The organism is Sinorhizobium arboris LMG 14919, from assembly GCF_000427465.1.
Lineage (GTDB): Bacteria > Pseudomonadota > Alphaproteobacteria > Rhizobiales > Rhizobiaceae > Sinorhizobium > Sinorhizobium arboris.
This window is the reverse complement of sequence record NZ_ATYB01000014.1, coordinates 3110966-3132336: the sequence shown is the minus strand read 5'-3', so window position 1 is coordinate 3132336 and position 21371 is coordinate 3110966. Positions and strand designations below refer to the sequence as shown.

Sequence of the window (21371 nt, the reverse complement as noted above, 5' to 3'; positions counted from 1 at the left end):
ATTGTGCGACACACTCGCGTCGTCATAGCCGAACTCTGTTCCGCAGCACGGGCAAATGTTGTAGGTGGGGCATCCCGTGGAGTCATAGGGAGGTTCATCTAAATGAGGATAGCCACAAACAGGGCATGGGAAGGCTAATTTACTGACCATTGAAGTAATCCAGGTTTGTTCCCTTCCCGTGCACCGCAGGGTCCGGCTTATAATAGGTGCGAATGACCCCAGCGCTTGAAATCACGCCAAACTCATCTGTAGCAGGGTTGTAGCGGACAACATCACCGTTTGCCCTTATCTTCTCAAGAGTTCCGCTAGGTTTCGAACCAACCAGAAATCTACTGGCCTGCGCCTGGTATTCGAGCTCGCTCCGCGCTCCAAAATCACCTCCGTGGCGCACATAGTGATCCTGCAGCTTTGCGCTATCTCCAAACTTGGCGGAAGTTACGAGACCCGACGTTTTCGCCACGCCCGATAGGATCGCCATCGCGACGATAACATTCGAATCGAGGCCGATCTCCTCGGAGGCTGCCATCTTTTCGGCAAGCGACAGCGTCGGATCGCTCCAGATCGCGCGGTTCTTCGGGCCGATTCCAATCAGAAACTCCTGGCCTTCGCTGACACCGCTTAGGAAAGCCAGGAAATTCTCGCCTCGCGGTTGACCATCCAGCTTATCGATAGCCGTGAAGAGGTAGTTCGAGAGCAAGACGCTCTCGCCGATTGATGTTTCGCCTCCAAGCCCGGCGCCGCTGGCAAAACCGGCAGATTTCAGGACCGCCACGCGTTCGTCGTACGACAGCGAATTCAGGTAGGCATAGATCGCGTCCTGGCATTCCTCGTAGGTCTTGATGCCAAGCTTGATGAAGCTGCCATCCGCCTGGCGGATGGTGCACTCGGTTTCGTAGGCATAGGCCGGCGTGACGATCCAGTTGAACAGGTTGAAGCCTTGCTTCTGACCACAGCCGGCGAAGGAGCCGCCATTGGCGAGCGCCTCGACTCCGGCCTTGACCTGGGCCGTTTCCTCGACCGTCAGCTCGCGGCCGAGGAGATACCTGTCGATGAAGCCGCCCGGCGCCGCCATGTCCTTCAGCCCCTCGCCGAGGGCGTTGAGGCTGTTGGTCGACAGATAGAACTCGACCTCGACATGCTTGTCCCTGGTGATCTCGTAGGCCTTGTCGGGATCGCGGTTGAGCTCGTCGAGCGGTGCGGTGGCACCGTCCTTCTCCAGCGCCGCCTGCTTCTGCTCGTCGCGGATGGTGATCTCGCCCGGCCCAACCGTCGCCCGCACCGTCTGGCGGGTGTCGTCGAGCCTGTACGAGCCTTCGAGCGTCGAGTTGCCGACCGGGTCGGTGGCCGTGCCCTTGCCGCCGGTGAGATCGAGACCGAGATCGGCGTTGAAGCCCTCGTACTCTTTGTGCCCCTCGAAATCCTCGTAGGTCAGCGTTTCAGTTTCGAGCGTCAGCTCGCCACTCTCCGAGACGATCTTGCCTGCGCCGAGATGGGTGTTTCCGCCGACGGTGACGTCCATCTTGCCTTGAGACACCAGTCCCGACTGTTCCTCGATCCAGTTGGTCGAGCCGGAGCCGGAGCCGCCGCCGGCCTGAATGCCGGAGATACCGGACCCGCCGAGGCTGAGGCCGCCGGAGACGGACTTGTCGCTGACCTCGCCGCTATCGGGCACCGAGACGATGGTGAGATCGCCGTCGACCTCGGCTTTGACCGTCTCGCCGGAGACGAGGGCGCCTGCAAGTGTCGTGTCGTTGCCTGACTGGATGGTGATGTCGCCCGTGCCGGTGATATGGCTGTTGACCTGGGTGGTGCCGTCGCCTTTCGACTTGCCATAGCCGGCATGGGCGCCGCCGGTGAGGCCGAAGCCGCTGCTGGTGAGGCCGATGCCGCCGCCGATACCGAAATCGGCGCCGCCCGAAACGCTCTTCGACGAGGAACTTTTGCTCGCCTCGGCGCTCTTCAGCACGATGTCGTTGCCGGCCTTGAGACTGATGTCCCCGGCCTTGTCGTCGCCGCTTGCGACCGGTAGGCCGTATTCGTCGTAGCCGGCGGCGATCTGCACGCCGTGGCCGGTGATGTCGCCGGACGTCGCCTCGATCGTCACCGACCGGCCGGCGCGGATATCGGTCGTCACCGGCACGCTGCTCGTTCCGCTCACCGTGTCCTTCGAATAGTTGAAGCCGACGGTGAGCGAACCGGAAACGATGTTGCCCCTGACGATGTTGTCAAGCGCGTCATAGGCCTTGAGCGACGCGAAGGCGGCGTTGGCGGCCGAGTAGCCGTCGGAAATGTTGCCGACCTTTTCGGCCAGGTTGCCGACGCTGTCGGCGGCGCTGACCAGCGAGGTCGATACCGACAGCGTGACGCCGGCGAACAGCTGTTCGTGCACTTCCTTGTAGTTGCTGACGTCCTGGGCCGACAAGAGGTTGACGTCACGCGCGGCTGTGATCGCCACGTCGCGTTCGGCCTCGACCTTCGCGGCTTGCAGGTTGGCGTCGCGGCCGGCGCTGATCACGATGTCGTTGCCGGCCGACAATGTCGAGACGGCATTGGTCGAGGCGGATTGCGAAACCTCGTCCTTCGCCTTGCCGTAGCCGATGCCGATCGAGGCCGAGCCGTTGCCGGAGGAATAGGCGATGCCGAAGCCGGAGCGCTTCTCCGACTCCTCCGACGCGAAGCTCTCCTTGCCGGGCAGGATGTTGACGTCGCGCGCCGCGTCGAGCGCGATGTCGTTGCCGGCGGCGATGCCGGAGCCGACGATGTTGACGTCGCTGTCGCGGGCGGTGATCGTCACATTGTCGCCGGCCGAAAGGCTTGAGCCGACGTTCACAGTTGCCGACTGCTCGCTCGCCTTGCCTTCCTTGCCCCAGAGCGAGATGAAGCCGTCGCCGGAGCCGGCGAACAGGCCGGACTTTTTCTTTTCGGAATCGACTTCATGCTCCTCCGCCGCGCCGAGGATCGAAACGCTGTCGCCCTCGATCGCGATCGACTCGCCGGCCGCGACATCCGAGCCGGAGATCGCGACGGCGCCGTCGGCGTTGAGGCTGACATTGCCGGAGGCGGAAAGTTCGGAGGCCACCGTCGTTTCGTCGTAGCTGTCGTAGCTGGTGCTGCCCTTCTTCAGGAAGCCTTTGGTCTTCGAGCGGTCGTGGACCTCGGTGGTGTCCTTGCCGGAAGCGATCGCCAGGTTGCCGCCTGCGTCGATGGCGATGTCGGCGCTGCGCTCGGCCGTTCCGGCGGTCACCGACGAGGCAGAGATCACCGTGTCGCCGTCCGAGGCGATCGCGACGCCGCCGTCGCCCGAGATCAACGAGCCGACGCTGGTCGTGGTTTCCAGATAGCCGGTCCCCGAGGTCTTCTTCTTGAACAGGCCGCCGCTCTTGCTGGAATAGCGGGTGTCGAGCGTCGCGCTGTCCTGCGCTTCGGCGATGGTGACACCGCCGGAGGCGGTCAGCCCGACCGTCTCGCCGGCGCTGATGTTGCTGCCGATGACGGCGAGGTCGCCATCCTGGCCGCCCTCATTCTGACCAGCTTTGGTTCCGGCGACGACGCCGACGGAGCCACCCGCCTCGATCGCCGAGCCTTCATGCGTCGTGGCGCTGGCGCGGTGGTCGCCGAACTTCTGGTTTCTCTGCTCCTCGGCAGTGGTGATGGCGATGTCGTCGCCGGCCGAAAGCGCGACATCGGCGCCGGCGCGGATGTCGGAACCGGAGATCAGGATGTCGTCGCCCGCCTTGACCGCAGTCGAACCGCCGGAGACGAGCTGCGAACCCTGCTGCTCCGTCGCCACCGTCTTCCTGTAGCCGTCGTCGGTCTTGCGCGCGACGTCGGCAGTGACGAGGCTGACTGAGCCGCTTTCGGCGCTCACCTGCAGATCGCCGCCGCCGCGTGCCGCGCTACCGATCAGCGTGATGTCGGTCTCGGCATGGATCAGCACGTTGCCGCCAGCATTGACGGAGGCGCCGGTGGCATTCTGCTGGCCGTTGTTTTCCACCTTGACGACGTCGAGGGTGACGCCCTTGCCGAGAAGCGCGGCGTTGCCGCCGGCCTCGACACGGGCGCCCTGAAGCGTCAGCGCGTGCGTCGCGGAGAGCACGGCATTGCCGCCGGCGACCACGGCCGCGGTCGGGTTGACCATCGTCTGGCCGCCGATGTCGAGCGTCTGCGCCGTCAGCGTCAGATTGCCGGCGGCAAGCTCAAGGTTGCCGCCGGCGAGAAAGCCGCCGCCGGTGGTCTTGATCTCGTTCGCCTGGATCAGGAGATCACCGGCCGAGGCGAAGGCGCCGGAATTGTTCAAGCTTCCAGCCTCGACGCGCACCGAGTTTCCGGCGATCAGCGCGCCGGCCGCCGTCAGCTTCGCCTTGTCGGCGCTCGCCAGATAGAGCACCGGCGCCAGCACCTTGACGCCGTCGACGACAACCGTCTCGTAGAGCACGATCGAGGCGTCGAGCGCGGCGATCTGTTGCGGTGTCAGCTTCTGGCCGATCGTCAGCCCGTGCGCCTTGGCATAGTCGGCGCCACGGTCGAGCAGCGCCTTCATCTCGGCAACCGCGTCGGCTCCGGGCAGGATGGCGTTCTGGCCGAGGCCGTAGCCGGTCGCCTGGCGCAACTGCTGCTCGATCAGCCTGTTCTCGAAATAGGCGTCGCCGAGGAACGGCACCTGCCAGTCGGGTTTGTAGCCGATCCTGTCGATGAAATAGCCCGAGCCGTAGAACTTGCCCACGTCGAGGAATTGGGCGCGGGGTTCGAACAGGAACACCTGGCCGGGCACGGTGCCGCCGAAGCCGCCCGATTGCGGCTTGCTGCGCGCGGCGAGCGCCTCGCCGTCGAGCCGCTGCTGCGGCGTGACGGTGCCGTTCCCGCCAGCGACCGGGCCACTGCCGGAGACGGTGCCGTTGCCGCCCGAAACCGGACCGCTGCCGGAGACGGTGCCATTGCCGCCAGCGACCGGGGCGGTCCCGGAAACGGTCGCCCCGGGCGCGGCCTCGGGATTTCCGCCGGCGGTAAGCCCGCCGGCCGCCGCGATCGTCTGAAGCGCGGCGTTCGGGGTGAAGAGCGCGGCCCCTGCCGTCAGTCCGGCAAGTGCTGCCAGCGGATCGGCCGAGGAGCCTTCCGGCGCGACCGCCACGCCGCCGGCAACAGAGCCTTCCGCCGCGCGGTTGTCGATCGCGCCATAGCCAATGCCGAGCGCGCCGCCGGCGCGGATGGTGCCGCCTTCGGATCCGATCGCCTTGATCTTCGAGATGATGGCGGTGCCATTGGCGATGTCCTTCGACGGATCGCGGTTGCCGTCGGCGTCGTAATATTCGCAGGCGCCGCGCGCATGGCATTCGGTTGTCGTCGTGCGGGTCAGCACCAGCCCTTCGTTAACGAGCCGGTCGCCGCGAAGCTCCATGTCGCCGCGTGTCTCGATGGCGCTGTAGGAATTGGTAAGCGTCGTGGCGTCGATCGCCAGTTTGCCGCCGGCGCGGATCAGCGCCTGAGGTCCGCCGGCGTCATCGAGCCGGTCCTGGTGGACCGTCTGGGCGATATTCGCGGTGCCGTCCCAGCTGTAGGTGGTACTGGTGTCGGTACCGCCATGATGGATCTGCTGGACGATGAAGTAACGCGACGGGTTGTTCGGATCGAGCACCGGATTGCCGTCGGCGTCCTTCGGCACGCGCGCATAGATCCAGTTGTAGATCGGGCCGGCCTCGCTCGGTCCCTCCGCCGAGGTCCACGTCCAGGCGCGGTAGGAGCCGCCGTCGGCGAGTACCGCCCCGCTCCACAGATGCGGCTCGTAGTCGGCCCACAGCTGGCCGCCGTAACCGTCATAGAGTTCGCGGGGATCGTAGTCGTCGGTGAGGAGATGGGCGAAGGGCAGGCCGGCGACGTCAGGATTGAGCTCAAAGCCGGCGACCGGGCCGGAGGAGACGAGCACGTTTGCCGTAAAACTCGGGTTTGCCGTGCGGCGGTTGATCAGCTTGGCGGTCGCGATCGAAGCGTCGCCGCCGACCTCGATCAGGCCGGAGATGTTGGTGATGCCGCTGTTGCGGGCACCTGTGGCATTGCGGGCCATGACGAGATCGTTGCCGGCGAGGATGGCGCCCTGGTCGTTGGTGAGCGTCGTAGAAAACAGGCCGAGATCGTTGCCGGCGTAAAGAAGCCCGGTCGGACCGTTCGTGAGCCCGCCGGCGACGTTGAGCGCCAGGTCGCGGCCGGCCGCAAGCTGGCCGGCATTGGCGAGCGTGGCGAGATCGAGCATCAGGTCGTTGCCGGCGAGCAGCGCCGTAGCGGCATTGGTATCGATCGTCCGGGCCTTGATGGCGATGTCACCCGAGCCGCCGGCGCTGGAGTTCGTGATCGCCGCGAGCGTCGCGCCGGTGAGATCGGCCGAGCCGGAAAGGTCGAGATCGAGGCCGCCGAAGGCATAGCGGCTGCCAGAGAAATCGGCGCTGTTGGCGATGATCGCAAGCGTGCCTGACGTGGCGATGCGGCCGCGGTTGTTGCTGAGATCGACGCTCGTCGCCCGGACCGCGATGTCGCCGCGGGCGGCCGTGGTCTTGTCGAGGCTGATCGTGCCGGTGGTGGCCGTCAGCGCCGCATCGGCGAAGCTCTGCAGGCTGCCATAGCCGATGTCGCTGCTGGTGGAGGCGGAAAGATCGCCGCCCGAGACCAGGCTTGAGGCCTCGATCGCTCCGGCGGTGGCGCTGAGCGTCATCGTTCCGGCCCCGTCGTTGCGGACGAGGAGACTGCCGCTGCCTGAAGTTGCTGTGAAGTCGACGCCAGAGACGAGGGTGCCGGCGGTGATCGACCGGCCCTTGAGGGTCATCGCCGTGCCGGAAAGCGACTGGCCGGACAGCGTGATCGTGTTGCCAGCGTTGAGCGCCAGTGCGCCGTGGCCGACGGCGTTGGCGGTTATGTCGCCGCTCGCGGTGGCGCCGAGATTGCCGGCCGACAGCAATTGCCGGGCCGTGACATTGCCGGCGGTGGCCTTCAGCGTCATCGCCCCGCCGGAACCGAGGACCACACTGCCGGCCGCCTCGGTTTTGGCGAAATCGACGCCGGAAACGAGCGTGTCGGCATTGATCGATTGGCCGGTAATGTTGACGTTAACGGCGGCAAGCAATGCGCCGGAAATTGTGGTGTCGCCGGCGATCGAGGCCGCGCCGTGGCTGCTGACGTTGCCGGCGGTGAAGGTGCCGGTCGTGCCCGTCAATTTTCCGGCAGAAAGGATCGTTCCGGCTATGACCGAGCCGGAGGTCGCGGTGATGGTGAGGTCACCTGTCGAACCGAGCTTGATCGCACCCCGGGCGCTTTGCGTTGCAGCGAAATCGACACCGGAAGCAACGTTGGCGAGGGTGATGCTCTTGCCGGCAAAGGTGACGTGGCGGCCGCCGAGCAACTGCCCTGATATCTCGGCATTGCCGTTGAGCGCAATGTCGCCGTGGCCGGTGACATTGGCGGCGTTGAAGTTGGCGGAGCTGGCTGTCAGGTTACCGGCAGCAAGCAGCGTCGTCGCTTCGATCGGCCCCGCGGTGGCTGTGAGCGTCATCGTCCCGGAAGATCCGGCGACGATCGAACCGGCGGCCTCGGTCCTGACGAAGTCGACGCCGGAAACTAGCGTACCGGCACGGATCGACTGGCCGGTAATGCTGAGATCGCCACCGGCAAGCAGCGCTCCAGTAATCTTGGTCGTGCCGGCAATGGCGACGGCGCCATGCCCTGTGACGCTGGCCGCGGTGAACGTTCCGGTATCGGCGCCGATCTTTCCGGCCGAAAGCAGCGTGCCAGCGGTAACCGTGCCGGAGCTCGCGGTGATCGTCAGGTCGCCGTTAGAACCGAGCCTGATCGGGCCGCCGCCCGCCTGGGTCGCCGCAAAGTCGAGGCCGGAGACGATCGTTCCCGCGCGAATGCTGCTGCCCGAAAGCGTGACATGGCGAGCGCCGAGCAATTGCCCTGATATCTCGGCATTGCCGTTGAGCGCAATGTCGCCGTGGCCGGTGATATTGGTGGCCTTGAGGTTGGCGGAGCTCGCCGCCAGGTTGCCGGCGGCAAGCAGGGTCGCCGCCTCGATCGGCCCGGCAGTGGCCTTCAGGGTCATCGTCCCGGCGTCCCCGAGAACGATCGCACCGCCTGCGGTTTCGGTTCTGGCGAAATCGACGCCGGAAACGAGCGTGCCGGCATTGATCGACGCGCCTGTAATTGAGAGATCGCCACCGGCAAGCAGCGCGCCGGAAACGTTGGTCGTACCATTGAGCGTGACGGCGCCATGACCTGTGACGCTGGCCGCGGTGAAGGTTCCGGTCGTAGCACCGATCGCTCCGGCAGAGACGATCGTTCCTGCGGTAACCGAGCCGGAGGATGCCGTGACGGCCAGGTCTCCAGCCGACTTGAGTTTGATCGCGCCCTTTGCGGCTTGCGTCGCGGCGAAATCCACACCCGAGGCAAGCGTGCCAACGGTGTGGTTGTGGCCGGCAAGCGTGACCGCGCCGGCCCCGAGGATCTGCCCGACATCGGCGTCGGCGGTGATCGCCGCCGCGCCATGACTGGTGACGCTCGCCGCCTTGAGATTCGCGGACGTGACAGAAAGATTGCCGGCCGAAAGCAGCGAACCGGCGTCCACCGCAAACGAACTGCCGTTAATGACGAGATTGCCTGTCGTGCCGAGCACGGCATTGCCGCCATTAGCGGCGGTCTTGGCGAGATCGATGCCGGCGATGACCGTGCCGGCCGTGACCTTTCCGCCCGAAAGCGTGACGTGGCGGCCGCCAAGCAACGCCCCGGAAACCGCGACGTTGCCGGTGAGCGCGATGTCGCTCTGCCCCGTAACGCTGGTCGCGGTGAAGGTGCCGCTCGTGCCCGTCAATTTTCCGGCAGAAAGGATCGTTCCGGCTGTGACGGAGCCGGAGGTCGCCGTGATCACCAGATCGCGAGCCGCGCCAAGCTTGATCGCACCGTTGGCTGCCTCCGTTGCCGCGAAGTCGACGCCGGAGGCCAAGGTGCCGACGCTGTGGCTGCGGCCGGAAAGTGTGACGCTGCCCGCGCCGAGAAGCTGACCGGCCTTCGTCTCGGCGGCAATAGTGATCGCGCCATGCCCCATGACGCTGCCGGCGGTAAGGCTGAAGCCGCTCACGGAAAGATTGCCGGCCGAAAGCAGCGAACCGGCATCGACGCTCGCCGACTTCGCGTCGATCGTCAGATTCCCGGCCGTGCCGAGCACGATGTTGCCGCCCCTGGTGGCGGTTTTGGCAAGATCAACGCCGGCGATCACCGTGCCAGCCTCAACCTTGCCACCCGAAAGCGCGACATGACGGCCGCTGAGAAGCTGGTCGATATCGACGCTGCCCACGAGCGCGATATCGTCCTGGCCGGTAACCGAGTCCGCCGTGAAGTTTGCCGAGGCGCTGGTGAAACGACCGGCCGAGAGGATCGTGCCAGCTGTAACCGAGCCGGAGGTCGCGGCGATGGTGAGATCACCTGTCGAACCGAGCTTGATCGCGCCTTTGGCTGCTTCCGTCGCGGCAAAGTCGACGCCCGAAGCAAGTGTTGTGATCTTGTGATTGCGGCCGGAAAGCGTGACGCTGCTGGCGCCGAGAAGCTGACCGATGTCTGTGTCGGCCGCAATCACTGTCGTGCCGTGGTTGGTGACGCTCGCAGCCTTGAGGCTGGCAGCAGTGACCGAAAGATTGCCTGCCGCGAGCAGCGTCGTCGCTTCGACCGGGCCTGCGGTGGCCTTCAGCGTCAGCGCCGCCGTGCCGGAGAGCACCGGCGTGCCACCTTGGCTTTTGCCGAGATCGATGCCGGCGATCACCGAACCGGCGCGGATCGACGCGCCCGTCGCGGTGAGATTGCCGGCGGCAAGGAGATCGCCACTGATGCCGATCTCGCGGCCGGCCGTCAGCCTGATCTGGCCGGCGCTGACCAGCGAACCGGCGGCGATTGCCCCGGACGTTGCGGTCAGGATCAAGTCAGCGCTGCTCTTTGCCGCCGCAGCGATCGTGATTGCGCCCGAAGTGCTCGTCAGCGTTGCCTTCCGGCCGGCGTCGACACTGCCGGTCGAAATCGTGCCGGTGGCAGCAACGGCGACGGCGCCGAGGCTGGCGAGCCCTTCGGAAACGCTGATCAGCCCGCTACCGCCGGCAAGCACGATGTCCTCGGCGGCAGCGATCGACTGCAGGACGATGCCCTCGGCGGCCGAAATATCCACCTTCTTCTTCGAGGTGAGCTTCTTCGCCTCGACTCCCGCCTTCGCATTGATCGTGACGCCGGTCTTGCCGGAGGCGTTGTTGAGCGAGATCTTGCCGTCGGCCGAGAGGGTCAGCTCGCCGACATTGGCGGCCATGTCGGTGCGCATGCGCACGCCCGCGCCTTTTTCGTTGACGACGATCTTGATGCGGTCGGCCTGCATCGCTCCGAACGCCGTGCCGTCGATGACGTATTCCGGCGTGCCGCTCGCCGCCGTCGCCGTTGAATTGCCGGTGGCGTATTCGAACTTGCCGGCGCCGCCCGAGAGCCTCAATTCCTTGCCATGGACGGGGCCGTCGATCTTGACCGTGCGCGAGACGATGTCGACGAGATCGACGGCGCCGGGAGCGGCGGCGAAATTGCCGCCCTTCCGCCCGAATGAGATTTCCCCCGCCGGTAACGTTCAGGCTCTTCAGCCGCCCGTCGGCGCCGATCTCCGGCGTGCCGGTCGTCAAGGTGGCGCGCGGCGTATTGATGAAGCCGCAGCCGTTGCAGGTGATTCCCGCCGGATTGGCGATCACCACCTCGGCGCGGCCGCCGAACACCTCGATCGGCCCGTCGAGCGCGCTGCGGTTCGGCCGGGTCACCTCGTTGAGGATGACGGCCGCCGGGCCTGTGCCCTTGAGGTTGGGGTTGCCGGGGGTCACACCGCCGAGCTTCGAATTGCCGATCTCGAGATCGTGGTTGTTGAGGATCAGCCCCGGCTCGCCGACATTGAAGGCGTCGTATTTGTTGTGCGACAGCCCGGCCTTGTTCGGCGCGACGATGTCGATCAGCGGCACGCCATTCGGCGCCGCGCCGATGCCGGGGCGGTTGGCCGCGGGCGCCGAGCCGTCCGGCGTCACCGCCTGCGCGTGAACGAGCGCCGGCTGCAGGACGAGCACGGCGCTGAGGGTCAGCGCCGTGAAGCGCTTGGCCCGACGCCGCAGCCGCGACCAGCCAAGCGTGCTTTTCCCGATAGCCGTCTTCTTGCTCATCGTGATCTATCCCCTCAGCGCGTCTTGCGCCTTCATCCCACCCGATCCATCGCCGGAACCTGTCCCGTGCGGCGCGCCTTGCGCCGTCCGTCTATTTCTGTGTTAGCCAGTCCCTGACCTGCTTGGTGAAGGACTGCGCAAGCCGCCTGGCGAGCGCGTCCTCGTCGCCGGACGTGGCCGCGGCGTTGATCGCCACCGCGACGACAATGCCGAGGCCACCGCCCTTGACACCCCGGTCCTCGGCGCGGATGTTCGGCGCCTGCGCGATCAGCCGCCCGGTCGCCGCATCCTCGAGCCGCGCCGAGCCTTCGATGTAGCTGTTGCTGCCGGCGATCACCCGCCCAGCCTTGCTCGCGACGTCGACGCGATGCAGCGTCACGATCAGCCGGCCCTTGGCCGCACCACCGGGAAGACCGGTGAGTTCCTTGGCCATCGTGCTCTTCAGCGTGGTGACCACCGCCGGCAGTCCGGGGTCCGGTTTACCGGCTACGGACAGCCAGCTCTTGCGGACATCGGGGGCGGTCTCAACCTCGACGGTTGCCACCGACGTCGTCTGAAGTGCACTGACCAGCCGGGGATCGCGGGTGACGCAACCGGAAAGCATCAGGCAACCGCTCACCGCTAAAACGAGCCCGAACCGCCCGCCGGGCCGGCGTTTCGTCGCCGCCTTCATTGACGGTCGCATGCACCGATCGGTGTTGCGGTCGCGGCGGTCGTCTTGTCGTTTGAAATGCGTCATCGGCGGTCCATGGGATTAGAAGTTGATCGTGGCGTTGACGAACAGCAGCCCGGTATCGGCACCCGCCACGCTACTGGCGATGACGTCGGAATAGCCGAGATCGAGGTCGAGCTTGCCGCCGGTGAGCCGGGCGCCGGCCGTCCAGCTGGTGAGATGACCGCCGTCGATGGCATGGCGGGGCTGGCGGAAGATGCGGCCGTGGTCGAGGCCGAGATAGGGGCGGAATTCGCCAAGCAGCCCGGTCAATCCTGCTTCGCCCTCCCATGGCAGGGTCCGCCAGGTGAGTTCGGTGCGGACGAAGAAGCCGTTGTTCCCGAAGATCAGGCTTTCGCGCGAACCGCGGACGTTGGCATAGCTGCCGAGCGCCATCTGTTCGGCCCCGAACAGGTTGTCACCGGTCACCTGGCCGCTGGCGATGGCGCTGGCGATGAAGTTCTCGCCGGCGACATCGAACGGCGTCGAGGCGTTGACGGTGGCGTTGAGCTTGGTGAAATGAGGATCGGCCTCGCCGGCCGAAGGGGATCCCGGTTCCACGGCGCCGAACAGGTCGAGCCCCTGATCGACACCGAGCTCGAAGCTCCACGAGCCGCCGAAGAGGCGGGTGGAGTGAGAAAGCCCGAGCGAGCCGACCGTGTACTGCCGGCTGCCGACCTCGATGCGGTTGCCGAGCAGGAAGTTGTCGGTCTCCTTGTAGATGAGGCCGAGGCTGACGAGCGTCAGCGAACTCTGACCGCGATGAACGACTCGGTCAGCCGTCAGCCCGAGTTGGCCGGAGGTGCCGGATGTCTGCATCGTCGAGGACTCGCCCTCGACTGCGCTTGTGTATTCGTACCACGAGCCGTTGGCGGTCACCGTCCAGTAGCCGTAGGGGATGCTGAGCGAGCCCGCATAGCTGTCGCTGTCGCCAAATCCATCACCGTCGCCGGGATAGTCGGGGCCGCTGTGCTCGTAGGTGAACGACCAGAGGTCGTTGAGGTCGAGGAGATTGTCGTGGCGCCACGACACGCTGCTCTGCGAAATCCCGGTCTGCTCCTGGCCGAGATTGCTGTTGCCGATGGAGAAATGCCACGGCTGGCCCTGCTCAATGTCGACGTCGAGGATCGCCACGCCGGCCTCGCGACCGGGCAGCATCGCCGTCTTCGCCTTCCGCGACGACAGCCGGTTGATCTGGTCGAGCCCCTGCTCGATGTCGCGGATATTGACCGGTCGGCCCTTGATTCCGGGAAAGGCGGTCGCCAGCTGCCGGGAGGCGGACGGCTTGCCGTCGAGATAGATATCGGCGAGCTTACCCTCCTCCACGGCGAACCTCAGCACCCGGCTTTCGGCGATATCCTGATCCGGCACATAGACGCGGGCGGTGACAAGGCCACGGTCGAGATAGAGCTCAGTCAGCGCCCGCATCAGGCCGTTGATCTCGCCGATGCCGACGCAGCGGCCGGCATGGGGGCCGGTGATCGCCGCAACCGCCTTGGCCGGAACTGTCCGAGCGCCCTCGACCACGACGCGGTCGATGGTGAAACAGGTGCCGCCCGCTGCCGTCGTGTCCGGCTCGGCTTGCGCCGGTTCGGACTTCGGCGTCCGCCGGCTGAGATCGTCAAGCCGCTGAACCCGTGCTTCCTGCGCCTTGTTGCGAGCGAAATCGTCAGCCGGAGTTTGCGCCAGCGCCACGCCGCCCGAAAGCGCCGTGAGCATGCCCACGGCTATACCACCCCTCAAACGCTGCACGGGCTACTCGGCCGCTACTGGCTTGTCCAGCTCGACGAGCGCGGCCGTCAGCCCCTTGAGCGAGAAGGTGATCGCGACGTTCTGGCCGTTCATCAGCTTGAGACGCGCCGCGCCGTTCGCACCCTTGCTCAGTGCAGTGATCGCCGCCGGCGCCAGCCGCTTTTCGGCGAAGCAGCCCGCTTGGTTGCAGTTGCGATAAACGAGATCGGCGACCTGCTTGCCGTCGGCGTCGACGCCGAATCCGGCCGGAAGATAGACATTGAGCGGCACCAGCGCCGTCAGCATCAGCCCGCCGGCGTCCTTCTTGCCTGCCTTGTTCGGGTCCGCCTTCGCGAACGCGAGCGTCAGCACGTTCACTTCCTCCTCGCCCTGCTTGACACGGGCGACTTGAACCACTTCACATTGCGTGATCGTCTTGCCCTCGGCCACGGTCACCCCGGCACAGCGGTGGTGCCAGTCGTCGAAGCGGCGAGCGGCAGCTTCACTAAAGGCGGCCGCCGGAGCAGCCGAGGACTGCGCTGCGGGCGTCCGTGCTTCCTCGGCAAACGACGCTGGCGCCCCCAGCATCGCCGCACCGGTCAGGAATGTGATTGCGGCCGCGTTTCTTGGCATCTCGTCTTCCCGTTGCTCGTTCTGCCCGTCTTGCAGGCAATAGTTGTGCAGCAGGCGTTAACAAGCGCGGCGCCGACTCGTCAATGCAGTTTAGAAGATTTTTGCGCTGTCCACCGCCGGTTCTCGGATCGGGTTAGGGGGACAAAGTGCCCCCTACCCGATTGGGTGGACCGGCGGATCAGGGCAGAAAGACGTCCCTGGTGACTCGCCGCAAAAAGAATGCTAAAGCGCCCTCAAATTCGGAGCCCCTGCGCCCCCATCGAGCGCGCGACCGAGGCTCGGCAGATTTTCAATTCGAGCATCGGAACAGGATCCGGAAACGCCTCCGGACGAGCCGTCGCTTTACGACAGGACGATACGAGCATGGCAGCCACTGAAACCTTGAACAGGGCGGACATCGCCAGGGCGCCGCAAATGCGGCTTGCGCCACAGCCGGAAAAGCCGTCGCTGATCGGTCTGTTGCGCGAAGACATGGCGAAGCTGCTCGTCGAGAAGGGCGTGCCGGAACGCCAGGTTAAGATGCGCGTCAGTCAGCTCTGGCACTGGCTTTATGTCCGCGGCGTCTCGGATTTCAACGAGATGTCCAACGTCTCCAAGGACATGCGCGAGATGCTGAAAGAGCATTTCACCATTGCGCGGCCGGAGATCGTCGAAGAGCAGGTCTCCGGCGACGGCACACGCAAGTGGCTCCTGCGCTTTCCGCCGCGGGGCGCCGGCCGTCCGGTGGAGATCGAGACGGTCTACATTCCCGAGGAAGGCCGCGGCACGCTTTGCATTTCGAGCCAGGTCGGCTGCACGCTCACCTGTTCCTTCTGTCACACCGGTACGCAGAAGCTGGTACGCAATCTGACGGCGGAAGAGATACTCTCGCAACTTCTGCTCGCCCGCGACCGGCTCGGCGATTTCCCCGAGCGCGACACGCCTCAGGGCGCGATCGTACCGGCGGAAGGCCGCAAGATCACCAACATCGTGATGATGGGGATGGGCGAGCCGCTCTACAATTTCGAGAACGTCAAGACGGCGCTGCTGATCGCGTCCGACGGCGACGGGCTGTCGCTGTCGAAGCGGCGCATCACCCTTTCGACCTCCGGCATCGTGCCCGAGATCTACCGCACCGGTGAGGAAATCGGGGTAATGCTCGCGATTTCGCTTCATGCCGTGCGCGACGATCTGCGCGACATGCTGGTGCCGATCAACAGGAAATATCCGCTGAAGGAGCTGATGGAGGCCTGCCGCGCCTATCCGGGCCTGTCGAATGCCCGCCGCATCACCTTCGAATATGTGATGCTGAAGGACGTCAACGACAGCCTGGAAGACGCCAAGGAACTGGTGAAGCTCCTGAAGGGAATCCCGGCCAAGATCAACCTGATCCCCTTCAACCCCTGGCCCGGTACCAATTACCAGTGCTCGGACTGGGAGCAGATCGAAAAGTTCGCCGATTTCATCAACCAGGCCGGCTACGCCTCGCCGATCCGCACCCCACGCGGCCGCGACATTCTTGCCGCCTGCGGCCAGCTCAAGTCGGAATCGGAGCGCATGCGCAAGGTCGATCGCCTCGCCTTCGAGGCGATGATGATCGCCAATCACGGCGAGGATTGAGGCGAGCATTTTGCCGGTTTCGGCCCGTCCGCCTGCCGTCACCTTGCTCCCGGTGCGGGGGCGGGCTAGGGTGGGGAACGATGTCCGCCGCGTCCACCCGCGTTTACCGCGATCGATGAAGAAGATTGATGGATGAAGCTGTTCGCGCCGATTGATTTCGGACCCCGGCTTTCCTAAGAAAGCGGCAAAATTATTCTGAAGCGGGATGCGGGAGGGACGTTAGCCGGCCTTCCCGGAAATCGCCAACCAAAAACCGGAGGACACCCATGCGTTCGCTTCTCATCGCGCTTGCCGCCACGGTCGCGCTTTCTTTGCCGGCACGCGCCGACGAGGTCACGGTTGCCGTCACGGCAATCGTCGAACATCCGGCGCTTGATGCCGCCCGCGACGGCGTCAAGGACGCACTCGCCGCCGCCGGCTACAAGGAAGGCGAGAACCTCAAGTTCATCTACGAGTCGGCCCAAGGCAATCCGGCGACCGCAGCACAGATCGCCCGCCAGTTCGCCGGCGAGGCCCCGAGCGTGATCGTGCCGATCTCCACCCCGTCGGCCCAGGCCGTGGTTTCCTCCACCCGCGATATTCCTGTTGTCTTCACCGCCGTCTCCGATCCGCTGGGCGCGCAGCTCGTCAAGGACATGGAGAAGCCCGGCGGCAACGTCACCGGCCTTTCCGACCTCTCGCCGGTTGCCGAGCACGTGGCGCTGATCAAGGAGATCCTGCCGGACGTCAAGACGATCGGATATCTCTACAATTCCGGCGAAGCGAACTCCGTTTCGCTGCTGGCTGTCCTCAAGGAAGAAGCCGGGAAGGCGGGCCTCACCGTCGTCGAATCCGCCGCGACCAAATCGGCCGAGGTCCAGGGTGCGGCGCGTGCGCTCGTCGGTCGCGCCGACGCGATCTATATCCCGACGGACAACACCATCATCTCCGCGCTCGAAGGCGCGGTCGCCGTCGCAGAGGAAAGCAAGCTGCCGCTCTTCACCGCCGACACCGACTCCGTCTCCCGCGGCGCGGTCGCGGCGCTGGGATTCAACTACTACGACGTCGGCAAGCAGACGGGCGAGGTGGTCGTTCGCGTCCTCAAGGGTGAAAACCCCGGCGACATCGCCGTGAAGGTCGCCGCCGGAACCGATCTCGTGATCAACAAGGGCGCCGCCACCCGGATGGGGATCACCCTGCCGGAGAGCGTCGTCGGCCGGGCCACGCGCACGATCGAGTAACGATCCGCCCTCTCCGGGCAATTATTGTCTTTTGCCGCCTCCGTTCCATACGGGGGCGGTTCGCTTATCGAGTGGGATGAGGAAATGGTACGCATCCCACTTCAACTTCAGAATACGTGCTCCGCATGCGCCTTACGCCTGCGGAACATCCGAGAAGAGGACTGCCGGCGTTGAGTCAAATCGCTTTCTGGGGAGCCGTGGAACTGGGGCTTGTCTATGCCTTCGTCGCCGTCGGCGTCTTTCTCGCCTTCCGGGTGCTCGACTTTCCTGATCTCACCGTTGACGGCTCGTTTCCGCTTGGCGCCGCAGTCACCGCGGTTCTGATCATCGCCGGCGTCAATCCGTGGCTTGCCGCGACGGTGGCGATGGTCGCCGGTGCAGCCGCGGGCATGGTGACGGCGCTCCTGAACGTGCGATTCAAGATCCTGAATCTGCTCGCCTCCATCCTGACGATGATTGCGCTCTTCTCGGTCAATCTCCGTGTCATGGGCAGGCCGAACGTCGCGCTGATCAATGCCGACACGATGCTTTCGCCCTTCTACGGGCTGGGCCTGAGGGATTTCTACGTGCGGCCGCTCTTCGTCGGCATTCTGGTTGCCGTCGCCGTCGTCCTCGTCTGGCGCTTCCTCGAAAGCGATGCGGGCCTGGCGATGCGGGCGACGGGCGCCAATTCACGCATGGCGCGGGCGCAAGGCGTCGACACCAGCCGGCAGATCTATCTCGGCATGGCGATTTCCAACGCGCTGGTCGCCCTCGGCGGCGCGCTCTTTGCACAGACGAACGGCTTTGCCGACGTGACCTCGGGCGTCGGGACGATCGTCGTCGGGCTTGCCGCCGTGATCATCGGCGAGACGCTGCTCGGCGCTCGCGGCATTCTGATCGCGCTCATCGGCTGCGTGCTCGGGTCGATCCTCTATCGCATTGCCATTCAGCTGGCGCTTTCGACCGATACGCTCGGCCTGCAGGCTTCCGACCTCAATTTCGTGACCGCGCTGCTCGTGACGATAGCGCTCATTCTGCCCCGTCTGCGCCGAGGTGCCGCATGATCAACGTCGAAAACATCCAGGTCGTCTTCGGCAAGGGCACGCCGCTCCAGAAGCAGGCGCTGAACGGCGTCAGCCTGACGATCGAAGAAGGCTCCTTCGTTACGGTCATCGGTTCGAACGGCGCCGGCAAGTCGACGCTTCTCGGGGTTCTCGCGGGCGACGTTCTGCCGAGCGGCGGCCGCGTCACGATCGGCACTACGGAGGTGACCCGCAAGGGTACAGCGGCTCGCGCCGGACTCGTTGCGCGAGTCTTCCAGGATCCGCTTGCCGGCAGCTGCGGGGCGCTCTCGATCGAAGAAAACCTGGCGCTGGCCGCCAGGCGCGGCGAAAGCCGCGGCTTGACGCCGGCGCTCGGCTCGAAGCGCCGCGCGCATTTCAGCGAGCGCATCGCCGAGCTCAATCTCGGCCTGGAAAACCGCATGCGCGACCGCATGGACCTGCTTTCGGGCGGTCAGCGCCAGGCGGTCTCGCTGGTGATGGCGACGCTTGCCGGCTCGCAGGTGCTGCTGCTCGACGAGCACACGGCGGCGCTCGATCCGGGCATGGCCGAGTTCATCATGAACCTGACCCAGAAGATCGTCTCGGAGCGCAAACTGACGACGCTGATGGTGACGCATTCGATGCGCCAGGCGCTCGATTTCGGCCATCGCACCATCATGCTCCATGGCGGCGAGATCGTGCTCGACGTTGCCGGCGACAGCCGCAAGACGCTGCAAGTGGAAGACCTCATCGCCATGTTCCGCCGCATCCGCGGGCAGACGCTGGACGACGATGCGCTGCTGATCGGCTGACAAGGTTTGGGCGGGTGTGGCCCCTCATCTGCCTGCCGGCATCTTCTCCCCGTAGGACGGGGAGAAGAGCGCACGCCGCGATCTCGGCGCTCGATCCGCGACCTTGAATATCGGCTCGACATTTGGGTAGCGAGGTATGCGGATCTTGCCGCTTGTCTCTTCTCCCCGTCAGGACGGGGAGAAGATGCCGGCAGGCAGATGAGGGGCAAATAATCGCAAGCGCCCGGAGGTAATCTCAGCGCGCCTGCGTCAGGAAAATCTTCACGGCAAAAATCGAGAAGACGCCGGCGAAGCTGTAGTCGATCGCCCGCATCACGCGTTGGTTGCGCTGCAGCCAGGCGGCAAGCCAATCGGCGGCGAGGACGACCATCGCGTTGACCGGCATGCCTATGACGATGAAGAAGAAGCCGAGAAAGAGCAGCTTGCCGGTCACGGCGGGATCGTTCGCGGTGACGAACTGCGGCAGGAACGTCATGAAGAAGATCACGACCTTCGGGTTCAGAATGTTGACCGAGAACCCGGTCGCGATGTTCGAAAGGGCGGTACCCTTCGCCTCCGTCACCTTCGTCACCGAGAGGCTGGACCCGTAGCGGATCGCCTGAATCGCGAGCCAGAGGAGATAGGCGGCGCCACCGGTCTTCAGCACCAGGAAGGCGGTCGGGGATGCGGTGATCAGCGCCGAGATGCCGAATGCGACGAGCAGCGTATGGACGACGATGCCCAGTCCTGTGCCGACCACGACGAAAAAGGCAGCCTTCTTTCCCTGCGCCAGCGCCCGGCTGATCGAAAGCGTCATGTCGGGTCCCGGCGTCGCGGCGAGAAGGAGGCTTGCAGCGGCGAAAGCGAGCAGTGTTGGCAGACTGGGAACGAAGTCCATGGCATAGTCCTCACGCGGATGCTTCTTGCTGATACTGCCGCCGCCGCGATTTTGCCAGAGGATTCGCGCGTATCAACCGGCGCATTTCCTCAGTCCTGGCAGATTCAGCATCGTCACGTGCTGCACCGGCCTTCCGCGTCTGAAAGATGCCTCGGCCGGACAATCCGCATATGTCAATTTTCGACGCGCGGCGCTGTAATGCTTGTATCCCTTCAAGTTCTGGCTAAAGTGCCGCAGATTTTCGATGCGGCATTGCCGCCCCGAGAGCCTGACATAAACGGGCAGACGGACAGAAACGAACAGACGGACAGAAACCATGGCATCGCATAAAGACGTGAAGAAGGTCGTTCTCGCCTATTCCGGTGGTCTCGACACCTCGATCATCCTCAAATGGCTCCAAACGGAACTGGGCGCCGAAGTGGTGACCTTCACCGCCGACCTCGGCCAGGGCGAGGAGCTGGAGCCGGCGCGCAAGAAGGCGGAGATGCTCGGCATCAAGGAGATCTACATCGAGGACGTCCGCGAGGAATTCGTGCGTGATTTCGTCTTCCCGATGTTCCGAGCCAATGCCGTCTACGAGGGCGTCTACCTGCTCGGCACGTCGATCGCCCGTCCGCTGATCTCCAAGCACCTCATCGACATTGCCAGGAAGACCGGCGCCGACGCGATAGCCCATGGCGCGACCGGCAAGGGCAACGACCAGGTCCGCTTCGAACTTTCGGCCTACGCGCTCAATCCGGACATCAAGATCATCGCCCCCTGGCGGGACTGGTCGTTCAAGAGCCGCACGGAATTGCTGGAATTTGCCGAAAAGCACCAGATCCCGGTCGCCAAGGACAAGAAGGGCGAGGCGCCCTTCTCGGTTGACGCCAACCTCCTGCACTCCTCATCGGAAGGAAAAGTGCTGGAGGATCCGGCTCAGGAAGCTCCCGAATATGTGCATATGCGCACCATTTCGCCGGAAGCCGCGCCGGACAAGGCGACCGTCATCAAGATCGGTTTCGAGCGCGGCGATGCCGTGTCGATCGACGGCGTGCGCATGTCGCCGGCAACGCTGCTTGCCAAGCTCAACGAATACGGCCGCGACAACGGCATCGGCCGTCTCGATCTCGTCGAGAACCGCTTCGTCGGCATGAAGTCGCGCGGCGTCTACGAGACCCCCGGCGGCACGATCCTGCTTGCGGCCCATCGGGCGATCGAGAGCATCACGCTCGACCGCGGTGCGGCGCATCTGAAGGACGAGCTGATGCCGCGCTATGCGGAGCTCATCTATTACGGCTTCTGGTTCTCGCCGGAGCGTGAAATGCTGCAGGCGGCGATCGACAAGAGCCAGGAGCATGTGGAGGGCGAAGTGACGTTGAAGCTCTACAAGGGCAACGTCATGGTCATCGGCCGCGAAAGCGGCAAGTCGCTCTATTCCGACAAGCTCGTCACCTTCGAGGACGACCAGGGAGCCTACGACCAGAAGGACGCCGCCGGCTTCATCAAGCTCAACGCGCTGCGCCTGCGCACGCTGGCTGCGCGCAATCGCTGAACCGCTATCCCCTCTGGCCGTAGG

10 protein-coding genes and 1 pseudogene are annotated in these 21371 nt (G+C 65.0%); 5 read left to right on the top strand and 6 right to left on the bottom strand.

What is annotated here, in order from left to right:
- Window positions 1-139: 139 nt before the first annotated feature.
- From SINAR_RS1000000138525 to SINAR_RS0126365, 5 genes and pseudogenes are all read right to left on the bottom strand, one after another.
- Entirely contained in the window at window positions 140-10390 is a 10251-nt protein-coding gene (locus SINAR_RS1000000138525) for a hemagglutinin repeat-containing protein (protein WP_150852033.1), read from the bottom strand.
- A 250-nt stretch (window positions 10391-10640) separates the two neighbouring features.
- Window positions 10641-11204 (bottom strand): annotated as a pseudogene (locus SINAR_RS1000000138520) (filamentous hemagglutinin N-terminal domain-containing protein); the annotation flags it as partial.
- 91 nt (window positions 11205-11295) lie between these two features.
- Window positions 11296-11808, bottom strand: a complete 513-nt coding sequence (locus SINAR_RS0126375; protein ID WP_033057952.1) for a hypothetical protein — start codon at window positions 11806-11808, stop codon at window positions 11296-11298.
- 150 nt (window positions 11809-11958) lie between these two features.
- Window positions 11959-13635, bottom strand: a complete 1677-nt coding sequence (locus SINAR_RS0126370) for a ShlB/FhaC/HecB family hemolysin secretion/activation protein (protein WP_050577556.1) — start codon at window positions 13633-13635, stop codon at window positions 11959-11961.
- A gap of 36 nt (window positions 13636-13671) precedes the next feature.
- A complete protein-coding gene (locus SINAR_RS0126365) occupies window positions 13672-14280 on the bottom strand; it encodes an invasion associated locus B family protein (protein WP_028001859.1) in 609 nt (202 codons plus the stop codon).
- Between the two features lie 414 nt (window positions 14281-14694).
- On the opposite strand from SINAR_RS0126365, the gene rlmN reads away from it, so the two are divergent.
- The 4 genes from rlmN (at window position 14695) to SINAR_RS0126345 (ending at window position 18936) form a co-directional block, all read left to right on the top strand.
- Window positions 14695-15879: a dual-specificity RNA methyltransferase RlmN gene (rlmN, locus tag SINAR_RS0126360; RefSeq protein ID WP_167333615.1), complete on the top strand. Its 1185-nt coding sequence runs from the start codon at window positions 14695-14697 to the stop codon at window positions 15877-15879.
- Window positions 15880-16145: 266 nt separating this feature from the next.
- Window positions 16146-17099 carry an ABC transporter substrate-binding protein gene (locus SINAR_RS0126355; RefSeq protein WP_028001857.1) on the top strand — a complete coding sequence of 318 codons (954 nt, stop codon included), beginning with the start codon at window positions 16146-16148 and terminating at the stop codon, window positions 17097-17099.
- A gap of 170 nt (window positions 17100-17269) precedes the next feature.
- Complete coding sequence (locus SINAR_RS0126350; RefSeq protein WP_028001856.1) at window positions 17270-18145, top strand: ABC transporter permease; 876 nt, start codon at window positions 17270-17272, stop codon at window positions 18143-18145.
- Window positions 18142-18936, top strand: a complete 795-nt coding sequence (locus SINAR_RS0126345; RefSeq protein WP_028001855.1) for an ABC transporter ATP-binding protein — start codon at window positions 18142-18144, stop codon at window positions 18934-18936. Before SINAR_RS0126350 ends, SINAR_RS0126345 begins: the two co-directional genes overlap by 4 nt.
- A 235-nt stretch (window positions 18937-19171) precedes the next feature.
- Here SINAR_RS0126345 and SINAR_RS0126340 read toward each other — a convergent pair whose 3' ends face one another.
- Entirely contained in the window at window positions 19172-19813 is a 642-nt protein-coding gene (locus SINAR_RS0126340) for a LysE family translocator (protein ID WP_028001854.1), read from the bottom strand.
- Window positions 19814-20129: 316 nt separating this feature from the next.
- Here SINAR_RS0126340 and SINAR_RS0126335 point away from each other — a divergent pair, with 316 nt between their 5' ends.
- Window positions 20130-21347 carry an argininosuccinate synthase gene (locus SINAR_RS0126335; RefSeq protein ID WP_028001853.1) on the top strand — a complete coding sequence of 406 codons (1218 nt, stop codon included), beginning with the start codon at window positions 20130-20132 and terminating at the stop codon, window positions 21345-21347.
- The last annotated feature ends 24 nt before the right edge of the window (window positions 21348-21371 follow it).